Here is a 20,768-nt window from a genome sequence, read left to right on the forward strand (position 1 = left end):
GGCCCTGGTCGTGACCGCGCTATCCCCACGGACGGTTCTCCCTATCCGGGTGGGATGGCGCCGGGCGGGTGCGCGTGGTGGTCGCGTCCCAGGAAGGTGTTCGCCCACGCGCTCGTGTGCGCGAGCGCGTTGTCCTTGACGACCACCGGCCCGTCGAGCATCGTCGTCTCCTCGCCGTAGGCCTTCAGGCGGTCGTAGGCCAGCGCCCAGATGCACGTCTTCTCGCCCACCTCGCACTTGCTGTCCTCCCGCGTCCCGCCGCACGGGCCGTTGCGCTGGTTCTTCGCGCACTGCGACTCCGGGCACAGGTAGGCGATGTCGGGCAGCGAGCAGTCGCCGCAGTCGCGGCAGCCGAACATCGGGACCTTCGCGGCCTGCTCGGCCGCGTGCAGCGCGCGCCCCACGACCTTCGGCGCCCGTTCGACGCGCTCGTAGAGCCTGCGCGCCGGCTCGTGCAGCGGCGCGTCGTCGGCGAACGCGGCGTTGTGCAGCGCGCGGCTGAGCTTGTAGCGCCCCGGGGCGCCCCGCCCCCGCGGCCGGCGCGCGGCCCGCTTGCGCGACGCGACGTAGTCGCGGCTGAGCTCGGCCGACGCCAGCCCGGTCTGCGCGTCGCGCTCGTAGAGGTACCACTCGCCCGGCACCTCGAACCCGATGTCGCGTGCCACGTCGCGCCACCCGCCGGCGTAGGCATCGGCGGCGTCGAGGATCGCCAGGTAGTCGGCGGCGTCGAGATGGCCCCCGAGGTACGCGCCGCGGAAGCCGAGCCCCCGGGCGATCGCGACCTGGCGCGCGGCGAGGTCGTGGAAGAACGCCCGGCCGCCGTCGGCCGACGCCGCCTCGCGCGCCACGATCGCCGCCAGCTCGTCGGACACCGCCACGCCGGGCACCCGGCCGGCGTTGAACGCACGCGCCGCGCCTGGCGACAGCACGAACACGTTGGCGAGCACCGGCACGTCGAGGCCCTCGGCGCGCATCCACCGAAGCAGCTCGTGGTCCTTGCGGGCGTTGTAGCCGATCTGGTTGATGACGAACCGGGCGCCGCTGGAGACCTTCTTGCGCAGCTTGAGCAGCTGCGGAATGACCTCGTTCTCGTTGGCCTTGTGGTTCGTCACGACCGTGCCGAGGAAGAACTGCGTGCGCTGCACCTCCGCCTCGGTGCGCCCGTGCAACACCGTCCCAGCGTTCATGTCGGTGTACATCTGCAGCAGGCCGACCGAGTCGATGTCGAACACGGGCGACGCCACGCCGCGGTAGCCGCCGCTCGGCGCGTCTCCGGACAGCGCGAGGATGTTGTGGAAGCCCTCCGACGCGAGCTTCCACGCCCGACTCTGGATCGCGTTGCGGTTCCAGTCCTTGCAGGCCAGGTGGATGATCACCTCCTGGCCGCGGGAGATCAGGTCGGTGCCGAGCGTGTCCGCGGCGAGCATCGCGTTGCCCGCCGGGTTGTCGGTCATCGACAGCACGTCGATGCGCGGGTGGCGCGCCAGCTCGCGCGCGAGCTCGAGCACCCGCTGCGGCTTGCTCTCGGTGATCAGCCCGCGGCTGGTCACCAGCTCCACCGCGGTGATGAACCGGCCGGTCTCGGTGAGCAGCCGGCGCAGGGACGGCTCGGCGTCGGTCGGCGCCACCGGCTCCGGCTCGCGGGCCCCGGTGCGGCCGTCGCGCCTCATCCGGTCGCGGCGGGGCGCAGTGCGGCCGCGTCGACGATGCGCGGCACGGCTTCGGTCTCCCAGCCCGGGGCCATGAGGTGCACGCCGGCGACCCCTGGGATGTCGCGCAGCCGCCGCACCAGCTCGGCCGCGATCGCGATGCCCTCGGTCTTCGCGGCGTCGCCCTCGAGGCCGTCCATGCGGGCGAACGTCGCGTCGTCGACCTCGACGCCGGGGATGTTGTCGTGCATGTGGCGCAGCATCCGGGTGCTGCGCGGCGGCGTGACGCCGACGAGGAACGGGGCACGCTCGGAGATCCCCGCCTCGGCGAACGGCGCGAACCAGGCGGCGAAGCGCTCGACGTCGTAGACGATGTTCGTCTGGAACAGGCCGGCGCCCGCGTCGATCTTCGCCTGTAGGCGGTCGATCGGGTCGACGAGCGGGTTGGCGGCGGCGGCGACGACGAACGACGGCGGCGACTGCAGCGGCTCGCCCGCGGCCAGGCGGCCCTCGTTCATCGCCGCGATGAGCCGGGTCAGCGCGAGGGAGTCGACGTCGCCGACGTGCGTGGCCAGCGCCTCGTACGGGCCGACCTTCAGCGGGTCGCCGCTCAGCGCCAGCACGGTCCGCACGCCCAGCGCCCACGCGCCGAGCAGCTCGCCCTGGATCGCCATCAGGTTCCGGTCGCGCGCGGTGATCTGGAGGATCGGCTCGATCCCCTCGCCCATCAGCAGCGACGCCGCCGCCAGCGCGGAGACCTTCACGGTCGCCGCCTGGTTGTCGGTGACGTTGACCGCGTCGACCGTGCCGTGCAGCGCCCGGGCAGCGGCCCGGACGATCTCCGCGTCGGGCTCGCGCGGCGGACCGAGCTCCGCGGTGACGGCGAACCGCCCCGCGGCCAGCGCGTCCGTCAGGGCCGCCATCAGTGTGCCCCGACGAGCTGGCGGACGGTCTCCTCCCGCGGGCCGTTGTAGGCGTCGCGGTGGCGCGCGCTGAGCACGACGGTGTTCGACCTGTCGCGATGACCGAACGGCTCGACCGACACGTGGAAGCCGCTGCGCTCGCCGACGAGCTGGAAGATCGGGCCGTTGAGCCAGTTGACGATCGAGCCCTCCAGCTTGCCGGGACCGCGATAGGACGCGTACTGGCCCGTCTCGCGCACGAACAGGTCCTGCGCGACGAGCACGCCCTCGTGGTGCAGCAGCCGGAGGGTCTGCGCGAAGCTCTCGACCGCCACGGTCGACATGTGCACGCGCGTCCACTCGGGAAGCTCGTCGAGCAGCTCGTCGAGGTGCACGTCGGCGCTCGGCGCCACCCGCATCGAGGCCGGCGCGGGGATCTCGGCGTAGATCTCCTCGAGGTGGACGGCGTCCCACACGTCCGCCCAGAAGTGCACGCCGGCGGGCAGATCGCCGCCGAGGCTCTCGGGGCCCTCGCGCAGGACGCGCTGGACGGCGGGCACGATGTCGGCCTCGGCGATGCCGTGGCGGGCGGAGATCTCTGCCACCTCGCCCGGCGTGATGCTCGCGCGGACGAGCGGCTCGTAGGCGCGGCCGCCGACGCGCATGAGCTCGTCGGTCGGCAGGTTGTCGTAGAGGTTGCAGGTGTGGGCGAACAGCACCTTGCCGCGCAGGTGCGAGAGGCCCATCATCGGGTTGCGGAAGTCGAGTTCGAGGCTCTCGATGTCCGCGACGCGGCCGCGGAGCTCGTTCACCCGCTCGCCGGCCCGGGCGAGGACATGGGGCGAGTAGTCGGCCATGACGTAGCGCACGCGCTCGAGATAGTCGCGGCCCTGCGTCCGGCAGGCGTCGGCGAACGCGTCGAGCCACACCTTCGCCTGCTGGCCGTCGCCGACGCCGAGCTCGAGGACGTGGATCTGCTCGGGCAGCTCCGACCACTCGTCGAGGTGGTTGAGCGCCACCATGAACGACGAGATCTGCTCAGCCCAGAAGGCCGGGTTGGTGCCGTCCGACACGCCGCCGGGCAGGGCGTCCGCGTAGTCCTTCTGGAACGTCTCGTCCCACGCGGCGAGGTGGCGCCAGTAGCTGCGGTTGAACGACCACATCACGCTCTTGCTGGGGCGCACCCAGTCCTCGAGGTGGATGCACTCGTGGACGTCGGGGATGATGCCGAGCGCCTTCTGCAGGCGGTCGACGATCTGGGCGACGAGCTCCTCGCGCGGCATCTCGCGGGCCCGGCGTACGTCGATCGCGACCTCGGCCAGGGGCTGGTCGTCGCTCTCCGCGCCGGCCGTGCGGCCGAACGGGCGCACCATGACGGTCGCTCGGAAGTTCTTGCGGTACTGGACCCAGTCCAGGACGGCGGCCAGCCGGGCGTGATCGACGTCGACCACCTGCGCGGCCTCCACGATCGCCGGCAGCACCGCCTGAAGGTCATCGGGCTGCGCCCGCTCGACACACCTGAGCTGGATCACCACTCGTCTCTCCTACCCCGTCGATGAAGTGATCCGGATGCTCCGCCGTGGCGGACGCGAGCGCGATGATCCAATGGGGCGTATTGCCTGACCCAAAGGAGAGGCCGGCCCTCGCGGCGCCGCGGCCGCGGCCGCGGCGCGCCCCGCGCGGCACGCAGGACGCAGGGATAGGACATGGAGGGGCGCCCTTGTCCCGGGGCCCGCAAATCCCTCCCCAATGGGAGGCGCACGTTTCCTCCCCGGGTCGTAGCTTGCGTCGCCATGCCGACGGCTGCCGAGGAGAGGGTCACGCGGTCTCCCGCGCCGCGCCCATCGGTCGCGACCGTGGCGGCCGAGGTCGCCGCGTGCGAGCGCGCCGCCGGCATCGCCGTGCGCGACGACTTCACCGTCGTCGAGCTGAGCGGCCGTCCGGTCGCCCTGCGCTCCGCGCTGCGCCGCGTGGCCCGCCGCCGGCCCAGCCCGTTCGGCGACGGCCGCTTCGACCTCGGCTGGTACCGCCTGGCGAGCGCCTCGCGCGCGCTCGTGATCGCGCCCCCCGCCCACCGGGCCGCGGCCGCCGAGCGCCTCGCCGCCGCCGCGCTCGACACGCCGGACATCACGGTCGTCGATGTGTCCGACCGCTTCACCGTGCTCGCGCTCATCGGCCCGCGCGCCGCGTCGCTGGCCGACTCGCTCGCCGCCTCCGGCGCCCGCCCCGCCGCGCTGCTGCACGAGGCGGGCCGGCTCGAGCTCGTCGTCGCCGGCACCGGCGAGGCGCCCGGCCTGCGCCGCGAGCTCCTGTCCTTCGGGCGCCCGTACGGCGCCCTCTCCGTGAGCGCCGAGGCGGTCGACCTGCTCTGCGCCGCACACGCCGTCCTGGGCTGCCAGCGCGGCACGCCGTCCAAACCGCAACAGAGGTCCACTGCATGAGCCAGTACGCAGACAACGAGTACCTGTTCACCTCGGAGTCGGTGACCGAGGGCCATCCCGACAAGGTCTCCGACCAGATCTCCGACGGGATCCTCGACGCCATCCTGGCGACCGATCCCTACGCGCGCGTGGCGTGCGAGACGCTGGTCAACACCGGCCTCGTCGTCGTCTCCGGCGAGATCACGACGTCGTCCTACATCGACGTGCAGGACATCGTCCGCTCGACGATCCGCAAGATCGGCTACGTCGACGCCGATCTCGGCTTCTCCGCGGACTCGTGCGCGGTCATCAACGCGATCGACAAGCAGTCGCCCGACATCGCCCAGGGCGTCGACAAGGCGCTCGAGGTCCGTGAGGGCGACGGCGGCGAGGACGCCATCGCCGGTGCGGGCGACCAGGGCATGATGTTCGGCTACGCGACGAACGAGACCGAGTCGCTCATGCCGCTGCCCATCCACCTGGCCCACCGCCTGGCCGAGCAGCTCACGAAGGTCCGCAAGGACGGCGTCCTGGACTACCTGCGCCCGGACGGCAAGACGCAGGTCTCCGTGCGCTACCAGGACGGCAAGCCGGTGGAGATCGAGAAGCTGCTGATCTCCACGCAGCACGCCCCGGGCGTCGAGGACCGCATCAAGGACGACCTCTGGGAGCACGTGGTGCTGCCCGTGCTGCCGGCCGACCTGTACGACGCGGACGCGCTGCGCGGCGAGTTCCTCGTCAACCCGACGGGCCGGTTCGTCATCGGCGGCCCGGTGGGCGACTGCGGCCTGACCGGGCGCAAGATCATCGTCGACACCTACGGCGGCATGGCACGCCACGGCGGCGGGGCGTTCAGCGGCAAGGACCCGTCGAAGGTCGACCGCTCGGCGGCGTACGCCGCCCGCTACGTCGCGAAGAACATCGTCGCCGCCGGCCTGGCCGACCGCTGCGAGGTCCAGGTCGCGTACGCCATCGGCGTCGCGCACCCCGTGTCCGTCCTCGTCGAGACGTTCGGCACGGAGAAGGTGTCGCGCAGCCGCATCGCGGAGCTGGTCAACGAGACCTTCGACCTGCGCCCCGGCGCGTTCCGCGAGTACCTCGACCTGCACCGGCCGATCTACCAGAAGACCGCGGCGTACGGCCACTTCGGCCGCGACGACCCGGACTTCACCTGGGAGAGGACCGACAAGGCGGACGCCCTGCGCGAAGCCGCGCTGGGCGAGGCCGTCTCGGCCTGACCACGGCTCCTGCTCCCGGCGACCGCCGTCGCCGGGAGGCCGCCGCCGTGCGTCTGCCAACGTATGACGCATGGACCTGACCAAGTTCGGCATCTGGACGACGTACCGGGCGATCGGCGAGGAGCACGCCGGCGAGGCGGCCAAGCTCGTCGAGGATCTCGGCTACGGGACGTTCTGGCTGGGCGGCTCGCCGCGGCTGCCCGCCGTGCGGCCGCTGCTGGAGGCGACGGACCGGCTGATCGCGGCCACCGGGATCGTCAACGTGTGGGCCTACGAGCCCGCGGACCTCGCCGCCGAGCACGCGGAGCTGACGCGCGACTTCCCGGGCCGGGTGCTGACCGGGATCGGGATCGGGCACCCCGAGGCGACGAGCGACTACACCCGGCCGCTGACCACGATGCGCGAGTTCTTCGACGGGATCGACGCGGCCGCCGCGCCGATCCCGCGAGAGGAGCGCTGCGCCGCCGCGCTCGGGCCGAAGATGCTCGACCTGAGCGCCGAGCGGTCGCTGGGGACGCACCCGTACTTCACGCCGGTCGAGCACACGCGCTACGCCCGCGAGCGCCTCGGCCCGGACGCGCTGGTGGCGCCGGAGCTCGCGTGCGTCGTCGACACCGATCGCGAGCGCGGGCTGGCGACGGCGCGCAAGTACGCGGCGCTCTACCTGGGCCTGCGCAACTACACGGGGAACCTGAAGAACTTCGGGTTCACGGACGCCGACATCGCCGACGGCGGCTCCGAACGGCTCATCGACGCGGTCGTGCCGCAGGGCAGCGCCCGGCAGATCGCCGAGGTGGTGCAGGCGCACCTCGACGCGGGTGCGGACCACGTGTGCCTGCAGCCGCTCGGCGAGCGCGGGATCCCGCACCAGGGGTGGACGGAGCTGGCGGCCGCGCTGATCCGCTGACGCGTGCTCTCGCGCAGCGGGGGGGAGTTCAACTAGCGCGGGTCGATGGGCGTGCGCACGTCCGACCGCGCCTCGATGACCTCGGCGGCGTCGAACAGCGTGTCCTCGCGGAAGCGTCGACCGATGAGCTGCACGCCGATCGGCAGCCCGTCGTGGACCCGGACCGGCACGCTGAGGCCGGGGACGCCGAGGAACGGGACGGCCATGGAGGGCCACTGGGCCGACATGAGCTCGCGGGCGCGCGCAGCGCTCTCGAGGTCCTCCCCCAGCCGGTACGGCGGCTCGGCCGCCATCGGCGTCAGGAGCAGCGGCACGTCCTCCATGAGCAGGTGCAGCTCGCGCAGCAGCATGCCTCTCCGCGCGTAGCCGCCCATGTACGTGGCCAGACCGACCTCGCCGAACTCGTCGTCGAACGCCGTGAACAGGTGGTCGACGAAGGTGCGGATGCCCGCGTCGCCGACCTCGTTGACGAGCGGCAGCAGGAACTCCTTGACCTCCGGCAGGGCCGTCCGCCACCACAGGCGAGCCGCCTCGCCGAGCTGCGGCGCCTGCACCTCGTCGACCTCGTAGCCGGCGTCGCGCAGCCAGCCGGCGGCGAGGTCCAGCGACTCGCGGACCGCCGGGTCGGGCCGCGCGGTGAAGTCGCCCGTGGCCGGGTCGGCGACGACGCCGACGCGGACCGGCCGCCCCAGTGGCGCCAGGTCGGCGGTCACCGGTGCGTACCAGGGATCACGGGGGTCCGGCGCCTCCATCGCCCGCAAGCCGATCCGCAGGTCACCCACGGTGCGCGCGAGCGGGCCCTGGACGAGGAAGATCTGCACCGACAGAAGCGGATCGAGGTCGATCGGCCCGTACCACCCGGGCACGCGGCCCACCGTCGGGCGGATGCCCGTGACGCCGCAGCAGGCCGCGGGGAAGCGGATCGACCCGCCGATGTCGTTGCCGTGCGCGAGCGCGCACATTCCGGTGGCCAGCGCCACGGCGGCACCGCCGCTCGAGCCGCCGGGCGAGCGAGTGGAGTCCCACGGGTTCCGGGTGATCCCGTAGAGCTCGTTCTCGGTGAACCAGCGAAACGAGAACGGCGGCGTGTTCGTGCGGCCGACGGAGACCGCGCCGGCGTCCAGCCAGCTCTGCACCTGCGGGTCGTTCTCGCTGGCCAGCGGCTCCTGCAGCGCCGCGACGCCGTTCGTGTTCGCGAAGCCGATCTGGTTGGTGTTGACCTTGATCGTCACGGGCACGCCATGCAGCGGCCCGAGGTCGTCGCCCCGGCGCACCGCGTCGTCGGCCGCTGCGGCAGCGGCCCGGGCGCCTTCGGCGTCGACCTCGACGATCGCGTTGAGCGCACCGTTGACCTCCTCGACGCGCGACAGGCACGACTCGACGGCTTCGGCCGACGAGACGGCCCCGGTCCGGATGCCTGCGGCGAGGTCGCGCGCCGTCCACTCCCAGAGACTCATGTGGCGATGATCACGTGCCGGGGCGGTCGTCACGCGGGCGCCCCGTCTGGGGCCTTGGTGATACCTCCATCCCCGGGTCTGGCGCGAGCGTCCTGCACGCCGTCATGGCCGCCGATGAGTTCCGTCGCCGTCGCGCGTCTAAGCAGTGACACCGCGTCTCACCATGGCCGCCTCCTCACCGCAGACCATCGCCTTCGCGATCTACGGGCCGATCGCTCGTGCCGACCTGCCCGGTCTGTGCGGCCGCGTCTGCTCGCTCCTGAACGCCAGCGGCGCCCGGGTCGCCCTGTGCGACGTGCAGGGCGTCGAGCCCGACGCGGTCTGCGTCGAGGCGCTCGCGCGCCTTCAGCTCGCCGCCCGCCGCACCGGCTGCGAGGTGCGGCTGCGCCGCGCCTCGCCCGACCTGCTGCGGCTCATCGGCTTCATGGGCCTCGACGCCGTCCTGCCCGAGTGAGCCGCCCCGTCAGTCGAGCCGGGGCGGCAGCCCGAACAACGGGAAGATCGTCTCCGTGCTGAGGAAGAACATGAAGTCGACGATGCGGCCGTCCTCGATCTCGAGCACCTGCAGCGCCCACGGGTCATAGCCCGAGCCCGTCTCGCTGGGCTTGTACTGGCCGAACGCCGGGCGGCCGTTGGCCGGGACGGTGGGGATCACCTTGGAGCCCTCGCACGCCGCGCCGCGGCCGGTCCACCAGGTCAGGATGTCGTCGCGGCCGGTGAGCCAGAGCTCGTACGGCGGCATCGCCTGCGTCGCGTCCTCGGCGATGAGCGCAGTGAGCGCCTGCATGTCGTAGCGCTCGAAGGCGTCGACGTAGCGGTCGAGCAGCTCGCGGTCGGGCTCCTCGAGCGACGGCGCGCCGTCGCTGCTGCTCAGGTCACTGGCCTCGAGCGTGGCCCGCGCGCGCTGCAGTGCGCTGTTGACCGACGCCACGCTGGTCTCGAGCAGCTCGGCGACCTCGGCCGCCTTCCACTTGAGGACCTCGCACAGGATCAGGACCGCGCGCTGGCGCGGCGGCAGGTGCTGCAGCGCGGCCATGAACGCCAGGCGGATCGTCTCGCGCGACTCCGCGACGCTCGCCGGATCGGCCTCAGGCTCCAGGACCAGCCCGTCCGGCACCGGCTCGAGCCAGGTCACCTCCGGGAGGATCTCGCCGATCGGGCCGTTCGGGTCGCGCGACGGCCCGAGGTCCATCGGCCGGGCGCGGCGCTCGCGGCCGCTGAGCATGTCGAGGCAGACGTTCGTGGCGATCCGGTACATCCAGGAACGCAGGCCCGAACGGCCCTCGAAGCGGTCGAGGGCCTTCCAGGCGCGGATCATGGTGTCCTGGACGGCGTCCTCGGCCTCGAACGGCGACCCCAGCATCCGGTAGCAATAGGCGGTGAGCTCGCGGCGGTGCTGCTCGAGCTGGCCGAAGCCCGCTTCGGCGGTGAGCGATGACCCCTGCATCGGGCCATCGTAGACCGCCCGCGCCCCGCCGACAGTGGGGTTACCCGCCCTATCTCGTGAAGCGAATTGACAGGGGCGCCGCGAGAGGAGTAGGACTCTTGACGGCGGGTTTGTGCCAACCGTTCGAGGCGACCCTGTCCATGGACGGAGGCCGGGGCGCGGTGCCGCACATGCGGACTGCTCCGACGATACCCAGGACACGCATCCCCGCGCCTCTGGCGCGAATGGACCGCGGCAGCCCGGATGGCCCGACCACCACCGCGTCGACCGGCGTCGCCGGGCTCGACGCCGCCCTCCACGGCCTGTTCTGGGGCGACAACGTCGTGTGGGAGGTCGAGGAGGGTGGATCGCTGGACGCGTTCCTCGCGGCGATGCTGCGCGCCCGGGCGCAGTTCGACCGCGTCGTGTTCATCACGGTGGAGAGCGACCCGGAGCCCCTGTGCGCCGCCTGTCCCGGCGCCGAGGTCGTCGATGCCCGCCCCGGTTGCGCGATCGAGACGGCGGGCGAGCTGCTGAGCGCCGTACGGGAGCGCGTCCAGCGGGCGACCCGGACACTCGTGGTCTTCGATTCGCTCGACGCGCTCAGCGACCGCTGGGGGCACGAGGTCGCGCGGCGGTTCTTCACGCGGGCGTGCCCGATCCTGCTCGGCCTGTGGGCGGTCGCCTACTGGTCGCTCACGCCGGGACGACACTCCGTGCAGCTGCGCCAGGCCGTCGACGCCGTGACGCAGTGCGTCCTGGTGCTCGGCCCCGACCGCCTGCGCATCGCGAAGGCCGAGGGCCGTCCCCGGGGTGTGCAGGGTGGCGTCTTCATGGTCAGGACGGACGGTCGCGTCCCATCGCTCGAGCCCGCGCCCACCGCCGCCCGGCTCGCCGCGGCCCTGCGCGCGGTCCGCATCCAGCGCCATCTCAGCCAGGGTGAGCTCGCCCGGCTGGCCGGCGTCTCCCCCAGCGCGATCTCCCAGGCCGAGCGCGGACGCCGCGGCCTCGCGCTGAGCACGCTGCTCGACCTCACGTCCCGCCTCGACATGACGATCGACGAGCTGCTTCGGGGCGAGATCGCGCTCGGGTATCGCCTGTCGCGGCGCGCCCAGAGCAGCGAGGCCGCCGCGCGCCTCGTCCCGTTGTTCGACGACCCCGGCGTCGGCCTGCGCGCGAGCCTCTCCTGTCTCGCGCCCGGACAGACCGTGCGCGCGCCCGAGCCGCACCGCGGCGTCGAGCTCATCGCCGTCGCCTCCGGGCTCGTGCAGGTGATCCTCCCGACCGGGCGTCCCGTCCTGCGCCAGGGCGAGACGCTGCTGGTGGAGTGCACCGGCGTGACCGGGTGGGGCAACGTCGGCGATCAGAACGCGGTCGTCTTCTGGGTTCTGCGCGACGACGTCGGCCCGATCCGCTCGGCGTGGCGGCCCGAGCACGGCGGCGCCTGAGCCGGGCCGCCGGCTCGCGTCACGGTCGCGGCAGGCGCCGCAGCGTCGGCGTCAGGGGCAGCACCGCGGTCCGCTCGTGCCGTGGTCGCGGCGGAAGCGACGTGACCACGTCCGGCTCGCCGCGGGTCTTCTCGGCGTGGTCGATCGCCGCCGCCAACGCGGGTGGCGTGGACGACGTCATCGGCGCGGAGAAGATCCGCCGCGCCCTGCTCCCGCACGCAGGGCAGCCGATCGACCCGGGCGCCGTGCCCATGTCGCGCACCACGTCGAACGCGCCGTGGTGCTCGCAGCGGTACTCGTAGAGCGCCATGGGCGACGGCGTCCTCCTTCCTCGTGGCGTCAGTTCGCCGACTTCGGCACCTGCGTCCCCTGGGTCACCTGGTGGGGCTTCCTGCTCGACGGCGCGACGTCGAAGTCGAAGATCCGCCTCGGGATGTAGACGGTCGCACACGAGTTCGGGATGTCGACCACGCCCGAGAGCCGCCCCTCGATCGGCGCCGAGCCGAGGATCATGTACGCCTGGATGTCGCTGTAGCCGAACTTCATCAGGTAGTCGATCGCGTGGTGACACGCCCGCTCGTAGGACAGCTGCGAGTCCAGGTAGTGCTGCTTGCCGGACTCCAGCTCGACCGACACCCCGGAGAAGGCGATCCACTCCGAGTACTGCGGATCGCGCAGGCCCGGCATGAAGATGGCGTTCTCGTAGACGCCGTAGGTCTCCATCCCGCCCTTGATCAGGTCGACGTGCAGGTCCATGAACCCGCCCATCTCGATCGCGCCGCAGAACGTGATCTCCCCGTCGCCCTGCGAGAAGTGCAGGTCGCCGAACGACAGCTTCGCCCCGTCGACGAAGACGGGATAGAAGACGCGCGTCCCGGCGGTGAAGTTCTTGATGTCCTGGTTGCCGCCGTTCTCCCGCGGCGGCGCGGTCCGCGCCGCCTCGCCCGCCACCCGGTCGAACTCACCGCCGCTGAGCGTGCCCAGGATCGCGCTGTCGGGCAGCGGCGGCAGCGCGAGCGGCGGGACGCGCTCCGGATCGGTGGCGATCAGGTCGGTCTCGCGCTTCGTCCACTTGGCCAGCAGCTCCGCCGACGGCGCGGTGCCCATGAGGCCCGGGTGGTGGATGCCCACGTATGAGCACTCCGGGATGTGACGCGACGTCGCGACGTCGCCCGTGAAGTCCCAGATCACCTTGTAGGCATCCGGGAACCGGTCCGTGAGGAAGCCGCCGCCGTTGGTCTTGGCGAAGACGCCCGTGTACCCCCAGCCCATCCCCGAGAGGGGTCCCTCATCCTCCTGGTCGCACGCGTCGATCTCGAGGATGTCGACGATCAGCAGATCGCCGGGCTCGGCGCCCTCGACGTGGAACGGCCCGCTGAGGACGTGAACCCCGGGAAGCGGCGCGTTGCGGACGTCGTCGGCGGAGTCGTCGTTCTTGATCGCACCGTCGAACCACTCACGGCAGTCCGCGCGGAACACGTCGCCCGGCTTGACGTTCACCGCCGCCGGGATGTCGGGATGCCACCGGTTGTGGCCGACGATCTTCTGGTCGGTGAACTTCTTCGTGTTGTCGAGCGGGAAGAGGTTCTTGGGCATCTCGACTCCTGCTTTCTGCAAATCGGTGGTTGCCGGCTACGCGCCCGAGTAGGCCGTGCCGGGGGCGCCGGGCTCGTCGGCGACGTCCAGCCTCGGCCTCATCACGGCCATGAAGATGAGGAAGGTGACCACCGAGACGGCGGCGATGATCACGACGAACGTCGAGGTGAGCGCCTTGGGGACGTTGAGCAGGACGACCGCCGGCACGAGCCCGGTGTAGATGCCCTGCGCCGCGCACCAGGCACCGGTGAACTTCGTCAGACCCGTCTTCCCGACCCCGAGGACGAGCCAGAACAGAAACCACAGCACCGCCCAACTCGCCCACAGGACGCCGAGCAGATCGCTCACGTCCTTGTCGTTCACCTTCAGGGCGGCGTAGCCGGAGAAGTTCCACCACGAGTAGACAACCGCGGCGACCGCGACGAACGCGCAGAACCAGCCGAGACCGGTGCCGTCGAGATCGAACGCGTTGTTCATCGCCACGTACAGGTAGGTGAAGCCGAACAGGAAGAGGCCGGACGCACCCACGATCACCGCTTGGTCTCCGTTGGCGGTGAAGATGAGGTAGAACGGCGTGACGACCTGCAGGAGCCCGACGAACAGGTTCATCGGGATCATCGACGTCCCCTTGACCCACCCGACCAGGGCAAGCCCGTTGACGAACAGCACTGCACCTACGTAGAGGAGCCCCACGGCGGCCACGATCGACCTCGCCTCGTTCGTCGTACACGGCGCCGGCACGGGCCGTACCCGTGCCCGACTACGATTGAAGGCGAGGTCGTTCCGTGCTGTCAAGGCGCCCTGAAGCACCGCTTCAGCCCGTCCGGGGGCGGGCGGCGGCGCGCCGTGTCCCGACTGGAGCGGATTGCCCGGCTCGTCACGCGCGCGACGCGGGCCGGCGGCCGACAGCAGCGCTGCACACGAGGCCGACGGCCGGCGGGGACGGGCGGCCCGCGGCGCCGCCCCGGGGTAGCATCGCCGCGTGCCGGCAGGCCGGCTCAGCATCTCGCAGGTCCGCCTGGCCGCGATCGTCGCCGGTGGCGCCGCCGGGGCCCTGGCCCGTGCGGGCCTGGCCGAGGCGCTGCCGCATGCCGCGGGCGGATGGCCGTGGGCGACGTTCATCGCCAACCTCGCCGGCGCGCTGTTCCTGGGTTGGCTGTTGACGCGCCTGGCGGAGCGCGTCGCCCCCACCACCCATTGGCGACCGCTGCTGGGGACCGGCCTGGCCGGCGCGCTGACGACCTTCTCGACGTTCCAGGTCGAGATCTTCACCCTGATGCACGACGGTCACGGCGGCCTGGGGATCGCCTACGCCCTGACGAGCGTCGCTGCCGGGATGGCCCTCGCCGTCGCCGGTGTGGTCGCCGCGCGCTGGGGGCGGCGTTGGTAGGCGCGCTGACCTGGGCCGGCATCGCGGTCTTCGGGGCCCTCGGCGCGGTGGCCCGGTTTCGCGTCGACGAGGCCGTCTCTGCGCGCCGGCCCGGCGAGTTCCCGCTGGGCACGCTCGTGGTCAACCTCACCGGCACGTTCTGCCTCGGCCTGCTCGTGGGCGCCGCCGTGTCCCATCGCCTCCTGCTGGTGGCGGGCACCGGCTTTCTCGGCGGCTACACGACCTTCTCCACCTGGATGGTCGAGAGCGAGCGCCTCGGCGAGTCCGGTGACGTGCTCCTGCTCGTCGCCAACCTCTGGCTGTCGCTGATCCTGGGCGTCGGCCTCGCCGCGCTCGGATGGCACGTCGGACGCGCGCTGGCATGACGTCGGCCGGCCTCAAGCTCGACGTGTACCTGGGCGAGTCGATGCGCGTCGCCGGGGCCTTGGCCGGCGACGCGGTGATCGAGTGCTTCGCCCGTCATCGGCTGGAGGTCGCCGCGCTGTACCGCGGAATCGAGGGCTTCGGGCTCGGCCGCCGCATCCACACGGAGCGGTTCGCGGACATCTCGACGGATCTCCCGCTGCTGGCGGAGGCCATCGACACGCGCGACCGCATCGAGGGCGTCCTGGCCGACCTCGACGCGATCCTCGACCGTGGACTCGTGACGCTCGAGCCGTCCCGGCTGTCGGTCGGCGACGACGTGCACAGCGCGGACTTCCCCAGCGGGATCGGTGCCGCGGGGCGGCTGACGATCTACTGCGGGCGCGGCGCGCACAGCGGCGGCCGCGCGTCCTACCGCGCCGTCGTCGAGCTCCTGCGACGGGAGGGCGCCGGCGGCGCCACGGTGCTCCTCGGCGTCGACGGCATCCACGACGGTGCGCGGCGCCGCGCCGGGCTGCTGAGCCGCAACGTCGACGTCCCGATGGCCATCATCGCCGTGGGCGCGCCGGAGGTTCTGCGGCGCGTGCTGGCCGGGCTGCCCGCGATACTCGAACGGCCCGTGGCCAACCTTGAGCGCATCGCGATGGTCAAGCACGACGGGGCGATGCGCGAGCCGCTGCCGATGATCGAGGACGCCGACGAGCACCCGCCGTTCTGGATGGCCATCCGCGTCTACACGCGCCAGGGTGCGCACGCCGACGGGGGCGCGGTGTACACCACGCTGACGCGGCGGCTGCGCCGGGCCGGCGCCGCGGGCGTCACGACGCTGCGCGGCGAGCTCGGCTTCTCCAGCGACGAGCGGCCGCTGCGCGATCGGATCGCCACTCTGACGGGCCGTGCACCCACCTACACGGTCTGGGTCGACCGCCCGCGCAAGGTCGCCGAGCTGTGGCCGATCGTGGACGAGTGCACGGTCCGCCACGGCGTCGTGACCGCGGCGTTCGTCCCCGCCTACCGCGAGCGGGCAGGGGCGCGGCAGTCCGGTGCACTCACCGTCCGCGACCCGGGGGACGTCATGCGGGAGTACCGGGCGCGCGCGTTGCCGATCCCGCCGCCCGGCGTCGCCTGACGCGGCGGTCAGACCGTGATCGAGACGGTCTGCGTCCAGTGCTCGACCGCCGTGCCGCCGCCCGGCAGCGCCGCCACCGCCAGCGCGACCGCGGTCGCCTGGTGGTCGCCCGAGAACGCATCGGATCCGGGCTCGAGCTCCGTGCGCACCATCCAGCGCTTCCGGAACGGCGGTCCGGTGTCCCCTTTCAGGACGTGCACGCCGGCCTTGCCGGTCGCCACCGCTCTGACCCCGGCGCCGTCCTGGAACACCCAGACGTGCAGGCTCTTCAGCTCGGCGCCGTCGTCGATCGGCCCCATCGCGCAGGGCCCCTGCGGGAAGTCCGTCGGGGGACGGTCCGCCTCCGCGTGCAACGGGTCGAAGAACCGGGAGACCATGGGGCTCAGGGCGATGCTCGCAGACCGCGGCCTGAGAGCGCAACCCCCGCCGCGCGGGCGGCGCCGACGACGTTGCCCTTCGCCTCGTAGAGCGCCCGCGCCGACTCGCACGCCCGCGCCGACTCCTCCCGGCGGCCTGCGGCCCCGAGGACGATCCCGAGATCCAGGTGGGCGTCGCCGCGATGGCTGAGGAAGTCGCTGGGCTCGGCCAGCGCGACCGCCTCGCGGGCCAGATCGACCGCCTCCCCGGCGTCGCCCCGTGCGGCCAGGCTTCGCGCCCGCACGCCCCGCCACACGACGTGCGTGATGAGGTCGTCGTCCGCGGTGAGCTCCGCGGCGAGCACGGCGAGCTCACCGGCCTCGTCGTCGCGGCCCTGCGCGAGCACGGCCTGGCCGAGGAACGCCGCGGTCGTGGAGAGCAGCGCGCGGTCGCCCATCTCCTCCAGCAGCCGGTAGCCGTCGCGCAGGTGGCGCTCGGCCGCGGCCGGCTCGCCGGCGAGCAGCTCGACGATCGCGGCGTGGTGCGAGACGGCCGAGCTGAGGCTCAGGCCGAGATCGGCCAGGACGGCGTCGCACTGGCGCAGGAGCGTCCGCGCGCGGTCGAAGCGGCCCTGCATCGCGTGCAGCGCGGCGAGCGGCTGCAGCGCCTCGGCGGTGATCGCGGGGTCGGCGGCCACCTGCTCGCGGATCTGCTCGCCGCGCCGGATCGCCTCCGGCGCCGGCGTCGGCCCGAAGAACAGCGACGACGCCACCCAGCCGAGGATGTCGATGCGCTCGTGCTCGGCCCCCGCGCGCCGGGCGTGCGTCGCCGCCTCGTCCCAGGCGCCAGCCGCCGCGGCGGCCTTCGCCTCGATCCAGTGCACCCACGCGCGCAGGCGCAGCGCGCGGCACAGGCCGTGCTCGTCGCCCGCGCCGCGGAAGACGGGCAGCGCCCCGTCGGCCACGGCGAGAGCGCGCGCGTTGCCGCCCGCCGCGCCGAGCTGCAGGTCCAGGAACTGCTGCTCGACCCGCGCGTGCGCCGCGGCGACCGCGTCGCCGGCCCGCGCGGCGCCGGCCGCGGCGCCGGCCAGAGCCGTGCCGGCGTCGGCCAGGCGGCCGGCCTCGAGGAGCGCCGCGCCGAGCTGTGCGAGCAGCCGGGCCCGGCGCGGATCGTCCGGGCCGCGCAGGGCGGCCGAGCGTTCGAGCAGGCCGATCGCGGCGCCGCGGTCGGCGCGGGCCAGGGCGCCGCGGGCCGCCGATCCGAGCCGGTCCGCGGCCTGCTCGGCCAGGCGTTCCGCGTCCGCACCGGCCGCACCCAGTTCCGTGAGCAGGCGACATGCCTGCTCGAGGTGGTAGCCGGCGATCTCGTCGAGCTCGGGCAGCGTCGACCCCGCCGCCTCCTGCACCCATCCCGCGAACTCCTCGTGCAGACGCGCCCGCGTCTCCTTCGGCAGCGAGCGATACGCCGCATCGCGGATGAGGGCGTGGCGGAACCGGTAGGCGTCCTCGTCCGGGAGGCTGGCCCGGTCGGGGCGGACGAGATCGCGGCGCACGAGCGAGGCGATCAGGCGGTCCGCGGCACCCGCGATCGGCGCCGGGGCCAGCGCTCGCGCGGCTCCCCCGTGGAACACCACGCCCTCGACCGAGGCGCGTACGAGGAGCGCGCGCTCGTCGTCGGGCAGCCGCTCGAGGCGCGCCGCGAGCAGCGCGTGGATCGTGGGCGGCACGGGCAGCTGCGCCGGGAGCTCGACGTCCGTGCGCAGGAGGCCGCGGTCCGCGAGCTCGGCCAGCAGCTCCTCAGTGAACAGCGGGTTGCCCTCGGTGGCCTCGGCGATGCGCTCGGCGGCGCCCGGTTCGAGGTCCGTGCCCTGCAGCAGGTGCCCGACGAGCCGCGCGCTGTCCGCGGCGCCGAGCGGCTCGAGCAGGATCGTCGTGGAGTTGAGCTTGCCCCCGCCCCACCCCGGCCGGTCGTCCAGCAGCTCCGGCCGGGCCATGCAGAGCAGCACGATCGGCGCGGTGCGCGCCAGGTCCGCGACGTGCTCGACGAGATCGAGGAACGCCGCCTGCGCCCAGTGCAGGTCGTCGATGACCACGACGAGCGGGCGGGCGCTCGCGAGCACTTCGAGCAGCGTCCGCGCGGCCCACGCGATCTGCTCGCCCGTGGCGCCGCCGAGCCCGAGCGCCGCGGCCACGCCGCCGACGATCCGGTCCGCCCGCGGATCGTCGCCCACCGCCCGGGCGAGCACCGCCCGGGGGTCGTCCGGCGCGCCGCCGGCGAGGTCGCGGACGACCTCGGCCAGCGGCCAGTACGTGATCCCCTCGCCGTAGGACAGGCAGCGGCCGCGGAGGATCGCGACCTCGCCGCCGAGGCCGCTGACGACCTCGTGGACGAGGCGCGACTTGCCGACCCCGGCCGCGCCGAGGACCGTGGCCAGGTGGCATGTGCGGTCCGCGGCGGCGGCGGCGAGGACGCCGGCGAGCGCGGCGAGCGGCTGCTCGCGGCCGACGAGCGGCGCGTCGAGCCGGGAGGTCCGCGCGCCGGCGCCCGGCGCGGGCGCGGGCGCGGCGAGCAGCCGGGCGGGCGCGACGGCCGCGCCCGTGCGGTCCGCCCGCTCTCCCGCCGGCTCGGTGCGTGCGGCGTCGCGCGCGAGGCGACGGGTTGCCTCGTCGAGCAGGATCTCGCCGGGCTCGGCGAGGGACTCGAGCTGCTGTGCGCACCCGACCGCCGGGCCGCTCGGATCGTGCGCCCCCCCGACGATCTCGCCGGTGCCGACCCCGGCGCGCAACACGGGACGCGCGCCGAACGCTGCGTCGAGCTCGGGGCCGAGCGCGGCGAGCTCGTCGCGGATGCCCGCGACCGCTCGCAGGGCGCGCAGCGCATCGTCCTCGTGCAGGAGGTCCAGACCGAACACGGCGAGCACCACGTCGCCCGGATAGGCCTGCACGGTGGCGCCGTGCCGGTCGAGGACCTCGACCATCCGGTCCAGGCAGCGACCCATCAGGCGGCGGCGGGCCTCGGGGTCGAGCGCGTCCGGGCGCGGGTCAGTGACGCTGGCGAACACGACGGTCACGGTCTTGCGGCGGTCGGGGCCGGGAGGCGGCCCGACGGTCCACCCGGCGGCGGACGGGCGCAGGGCGAAGACCCGCTCGGGCCGGACGAGGCCGGGCAGCGCGTGCTCGCCGCGATCATCGAGCTCCACCCCGGCCGGCAGCCGGTCGCGTACGAGCTCCGCCGTCGCCTGCGACAGCACGACCTCGCCGCCGCCCGCGAGGCTGCGCAGCCGAGCGGCCCGGTTGAGCGTGGGACCGAAGTAGTCGCCGCCGCGCTCGTGCGCCTCGCCCGTGTGCACGGCGACGCGGACGCGCAGCGCGACGTCCTCGGTCCGGCCGGCGGCGTCGAGGGCCGCCTGCAGCCCGCTCGCGGCCTCGACGGCGTCCGAGGCCCGGCGGAAGACGGTGAGCGTCGAGTCGCCCTCCCCCTTGGCCTTCAGCAGGCGCCCACCCTCGGCCTCGACGACGCGGGCGACGATCTCGTCGTGGCGCTCCAGGGCAGCCGCCATGCCGTCCGGGCTGGCCTCCCACAGGGCCGACGATCCCTCGATGTCGGTCAGCAGGAAGGTCACGACGCCGCTCGGCAGGTCGCGGGCCTGCGGAGGCTCGGGCGGCGCGACCGCCTCCGCGGCCGGAGCCGTCGGCCGCCCCAGCGCCCGATCCTGCGCGAGGATCGCCCGCTCCAGATCGCGCAGGCGCTCGCCGGGCTCGATGCCGAGCTCGTCGACGAGCCGGCGGCGCGCGTCCTGGTAGGCCTGCAGGGCGTCGGCCTGCCGATCGGCGCGGTAGAGCGCCAGCATGAGCTGCGCGCGCAGCCGCTCCCGGTACGGGTGCTCGGCGATGAGCGCCTCGAGCGGCGCGACGAGCTCGGCGTCCGCCCCGAGCTGCAGCCGTGCCTCCATGAGCTGTTCCAGCGCCGCGACGCGCTCGTCGTCGAGCCGGGCGATCTCGGGCCGGGCGAACGGCTCGTCGGCCAGGTCGGCGAGCGGCCGGCCGCGCCACAGGGCGAGCGCCTGCTCGAGCGTCCGCGCCGCGCCGGCCGCGTCGCCGCCCGCGAGCTGCGCGCGGCCCTGGGCGGCCAGGCGCTCGAAGCGGTGCGCGTCGATGCGGTCCGGGTCCGCGCGCAGCGCGTAGCCGCGCTCGCGCGTGACGAGCGTCGCCGCCGGACCGCCGCACGCGAGCGCCCGGCGCAGGCGCGACACCTGCATCTGCAGCGTCTTCGCGGGCGCGGCCGGCGGCCGGTCGCCCCACAACTCGTCGATCAGCCGGTCCGTCGAGAGCGTCTCGTTGACGTGGATCAGCAGCAGGGCCAGCAGCGCCCGCTGCCGAGCACCCCCGAGCGGGACCTCCCCGCGCGCGTTGCAGGCCTCGAGAGGGCCGAGGATGCGGAAGTCCATGGGCAGGCGGGGACGACGGACCGCTGAGCCGACGTTACC

General features: G+C 73.6%; 18 protein-coding genes. 8 read left to right on the forward strand and 10 right to left on the reverse strand.

Annotated elements, in window-relative coordinates; genetic code table 11:
* Positions 1 to 41 precede the first annotated feature (41 nt).
* Genes DSM104329_RS17245 through DSM104329_RS17255 form a run of 3 tightly spaced genes read right to left on the reverse strand, consistent with a single transcriptional unit; the run spans position 42 to position 4,086 of the window.
* Positions 42 to 1,670, reverse strand: a complete 1,629-nt coding sequence (locus DSM104329_RS17245; protein ID WP_259311089.1) for a methylenetetrahydrofolate reductase C-terminal domain-containing protein — start codon at positions 1,668 to 1,670, stop codon at positions 42 to 44.
* The gene (locus DSM104329_RS17250; protein ID WP_259311090.1) at positions 1,667 to 2,572 is read right to left on the reverse strand and encodes a methylenetetrahydrofolate reductase; all 906 of its coding nucleotides are present in this window, start codon (positions 2,570 to 2,572) and stop codon (positions 1,667 to 1,669) included. The genes DSM104329_RS17245 and DSM104329_RS17250 overlap by 4 nt, the downstream gene beginning before the upstream one ends.
* A complete protein-coding gene (locus tag DSM104329_RS17255; protein ID WP_259311091.1) occupies positions 2,572 to 4,086 on the reverse strand; it encodes an SAM-dependent methyltransferase in 1,515 nt (504 codons plus the stop codon). The genes DSM104329_RS17250 and DSM104329_RS17255 overlap by 1 nt, the downstream gene beginning before the upstream one ends.
* Before the next feature lie 258 nt (positions 4,087 to 4,344).
* Here DSM104329_RS17255 and DSM104329_RS17260 point away from each other — a divergent pair, with 258 nt between their 5' ends.
* The 3 genes from DSM104329_RS17260 (at position 4,345) to DSM104329_RS17270 (ending at position 7,116) form a co-directional block, all read left to right on the forward strand.
* A complete protein-coding gene (locus DSM104329_RS17260) occupies positions 4,345 to 4,992 on the forward strand; it encodes a hypothetical protein (RefSeq protein ID WP_259311092.1) in 648 nt (215 codons plus the stop codon).
* Positions 4,989 to 6,209, forward strand: a complete 1,221-nt coding sequence (gene metK, locus DSM104329_RS17265; protein ID WP_259311093.1) for a methionine adenosyltransferase — start codon at positions 4,989 to 4,991, stop codon at positions 6,207 to 6,209. Before DSM104329_RS17260 ends, metK begins: the two co-directional genes overlap by 4 nt.
* 70 nt (positions 6,210 to 6,279) lie before the next feature.
* The gene (locus DSM104329_RS17270) at positions 6,280 to 7,116 is read left to right on the forward strand and encodes a TIGR03620 family F420-dependent LLM class oxidoreductase (protein WP_259311094.1); all 837 of its coding nucleotides are present in this window, start codon (positions 6,280 to 6,282) and stop codon (positions 7,114 to 7,116) included.
* A 32-nt stretch (positions 7,117 to 7,148) separates the two neighbouring features.
* Here the strand turns inward: DSM104329_RS17270 and DSM104329_RS17275 are convergent, their stop codons facing one another.
* Positions 7,149 to 8,573 carry an amidase family protein gene (locus tag DSM104329_RS17275; RefSeq protein ID WP_259311095.1) on the reverse strand — a complete coding sequence of 475 codons (1,425 nt, stop codon included), beginning with the start codon at positions 8,571 to 8,573 and terminating at the stop codon, positions 7,149 to 7,151.
* Between the two features lie 163 nt (positions 8,574 to 8,736).
* Between DSM104329_RS17275 and DSM104329_RS17280 the strand changes: the two genes are divergently transcribed.
* Positions 8,737 to 9,027 (forward strand): STAS domain-containing protein, encoded by a 291-nt coding sequence (locus DSM104329_RS17280; protein ID WP_259311096.1) that lies wholly within the window; start codon positions 8,737 to 8,739, stop codon positions 9,025 to 9,027.
* A 9-nt stretch (positions 9,028 to 9,036) separates the two neighbouring features.
* On the opposite strand, the gene DSM104329_RS17285 is transcribed toward DSM104329_RS17280, so the two are convergent.
* Positions 9,037 to 10,020, reverse strand: a complete 984-nt coding sequence (locus DSM104329_RS17285) for a sigma-70 family RNA polymerase sigma factor (protein WP_259311097.1) — start codon at positions 10,018 to 10,020, stop codon at positions 9,037 to 9,039.
* A gap of 224 nt (positions 10,021 to 10,244) precedes the next feature.
* Here DSM104329_RS17285 and DSM104329_RS17290 point away from each other — a divergent pair, with 224 nt between their 5' ends.
* The gene (locus DSM104329_RS17290; RefSeq protein WP_259311098.1) at positions 10,245 to 11,447 is read left to right on the forward strand and encodes an XRE family transcriptional regulator; all 1,203 of its coding nucleotides are present in this window, start codon (positions 10,245 to 10,247) and stop codon (positions 11,445 to 11,447) included.
* Positions 11,448 to 11,466: 19 nt separating this feature from the next.
* Here DSM104329_RS17290 and DSM104329_RS17295 read toward each other — a convergent pair whose 3' ends face one another.
* The 3 genes from DSM104329_RS17295 to DSM104329_RS17305 are packed head-to-tail and all read right to left on the reverse strand — an operon-like array spanning position 11,467 to position 13,745.
* Entirely contained in the window at positions 11,467 to 11,757 is a 291-nt protein-coding gene (locus tag DSM104329_RS17295) for an FmdB family zinc ribbon protein (protein ID WP_259311099.1), read from the reverse strand.
* A 29-nt stretch (positions 11,758 to 11,786) separates the two neighbouring features.
* On the reverse strand, positions 11,787 to 13,043 hold the full coding sequence (gene fmdA / locus DSM104329_RS17300; RefSeq protein WP_259311100.1) for a formamidase: 1,257 nt from the start codon (positions 13,041 to 13,043) through the stop codon (positions 11,787 to 11,789).
* Positions 13,044 to 13,079: 36 nt separating this feature from the next.
* Entirely contained in the window at positions 13,080 to 13,745 is a 666-nt protein-coding gene (locus DSM104329_RS17305) for an AmiS/UreI family transporter (protein WP_259311101.1), read from the reverse strand.
* Between the two features lie 280 nt (positions 13,746 to 14,025).
* Between DSM104329_RS17305 and DSM104329_RS17310 the strand changes: the two genes are divergently transcribed.
* From DSM104329_RS17310 to DSM104329_RS17320, 3 genes are read left to right on the forward strand one after another with little or no spacing between them, the layout of a single operon-like run.
* On the forward strand, positions 14,026 to 14,433 hold the full coding sequence (locus DSM104329_RS17310; RefSeq protein WP_259311102.1) for a CrcB family protein: 408 nt from the start codon (positions 14,026 to 14,028) through the stop codon (positions 14,431 to 14,433).
* A complete protein-coding gene (crcB, locus tag DSM104329_RS17315) occupies positions 14,427 to 14,798 on the forward strand; it encodes a fluoride efflux transporter CrcB (protein WP_259311103.1) in 372 nt (123 codons plus the stop codon). Before DSM104329_RS17310 ends, crcB begins: the two co-directional genes overlap by 7 nt.
* Positions 14,795 to 15,925, forward strand: a complete 1,131-nt coding sequence (locus DSM104329_RS17320; protein WP_259311104.1) for a DUF190 domain-containing protein — start codon at positions 14,795 to 14,797, stop codon at positions 15,923 to 15,925. Before crcB ends, DSM104329_RS17320 begins: the two co-directional genes overlap by 4 nt.
* Before the next feature lie 8 nt (positions 15,926 to 15,933).
* On the opposite strand, the gene DSM104329_RS17325 is transcribed toward DSM104329_RS17320, so the two are convergent.
* Together DSM104329_RS17325 and DSM104329_RS17330 are read right to left on the reverse strand one after the other, a co-directional pair.
* Positions 15,934 to 16,302 carry a hypothetical protein gene (locus tag DSM104329_RS17325; protein WP_259311105.1) on the reverse strand — a complete coding sequence of 123 codons (369 nt, stop codon included), beginning with the start codon at positions 16,300 to 16,302 and terminating at the stop codon, positions 15,934 to 15,936.
* 5 nt (positions 16,303 to 16,307) lie between these two features.
* Positions 16,308 to 20,729, reverse strand: coding sequence for a BTAD domain-containing putative transcriptional regulator (locus tag DSM104329_RS17330; RefSeq protein WP_268738858.1), 4,422 nt, complete (start codon positions 20,727 to 20,729; stop codon positions 16,308 to 16,310).
* Between the last annotated feature and the right edge of the window lie 39 nt (positions 20,730 to 20,768).

It is taken from the genome of Capillimicrobium parvum (assembly GCF_021172045.1).
GTDB classification, from domain to species: Bacteria; Actinomycetota; Thermoleophilia; order Solirubrobacterales; family Solirubrobacteraceae; genus Capillimicrobium; species Capillimicrobium parvum.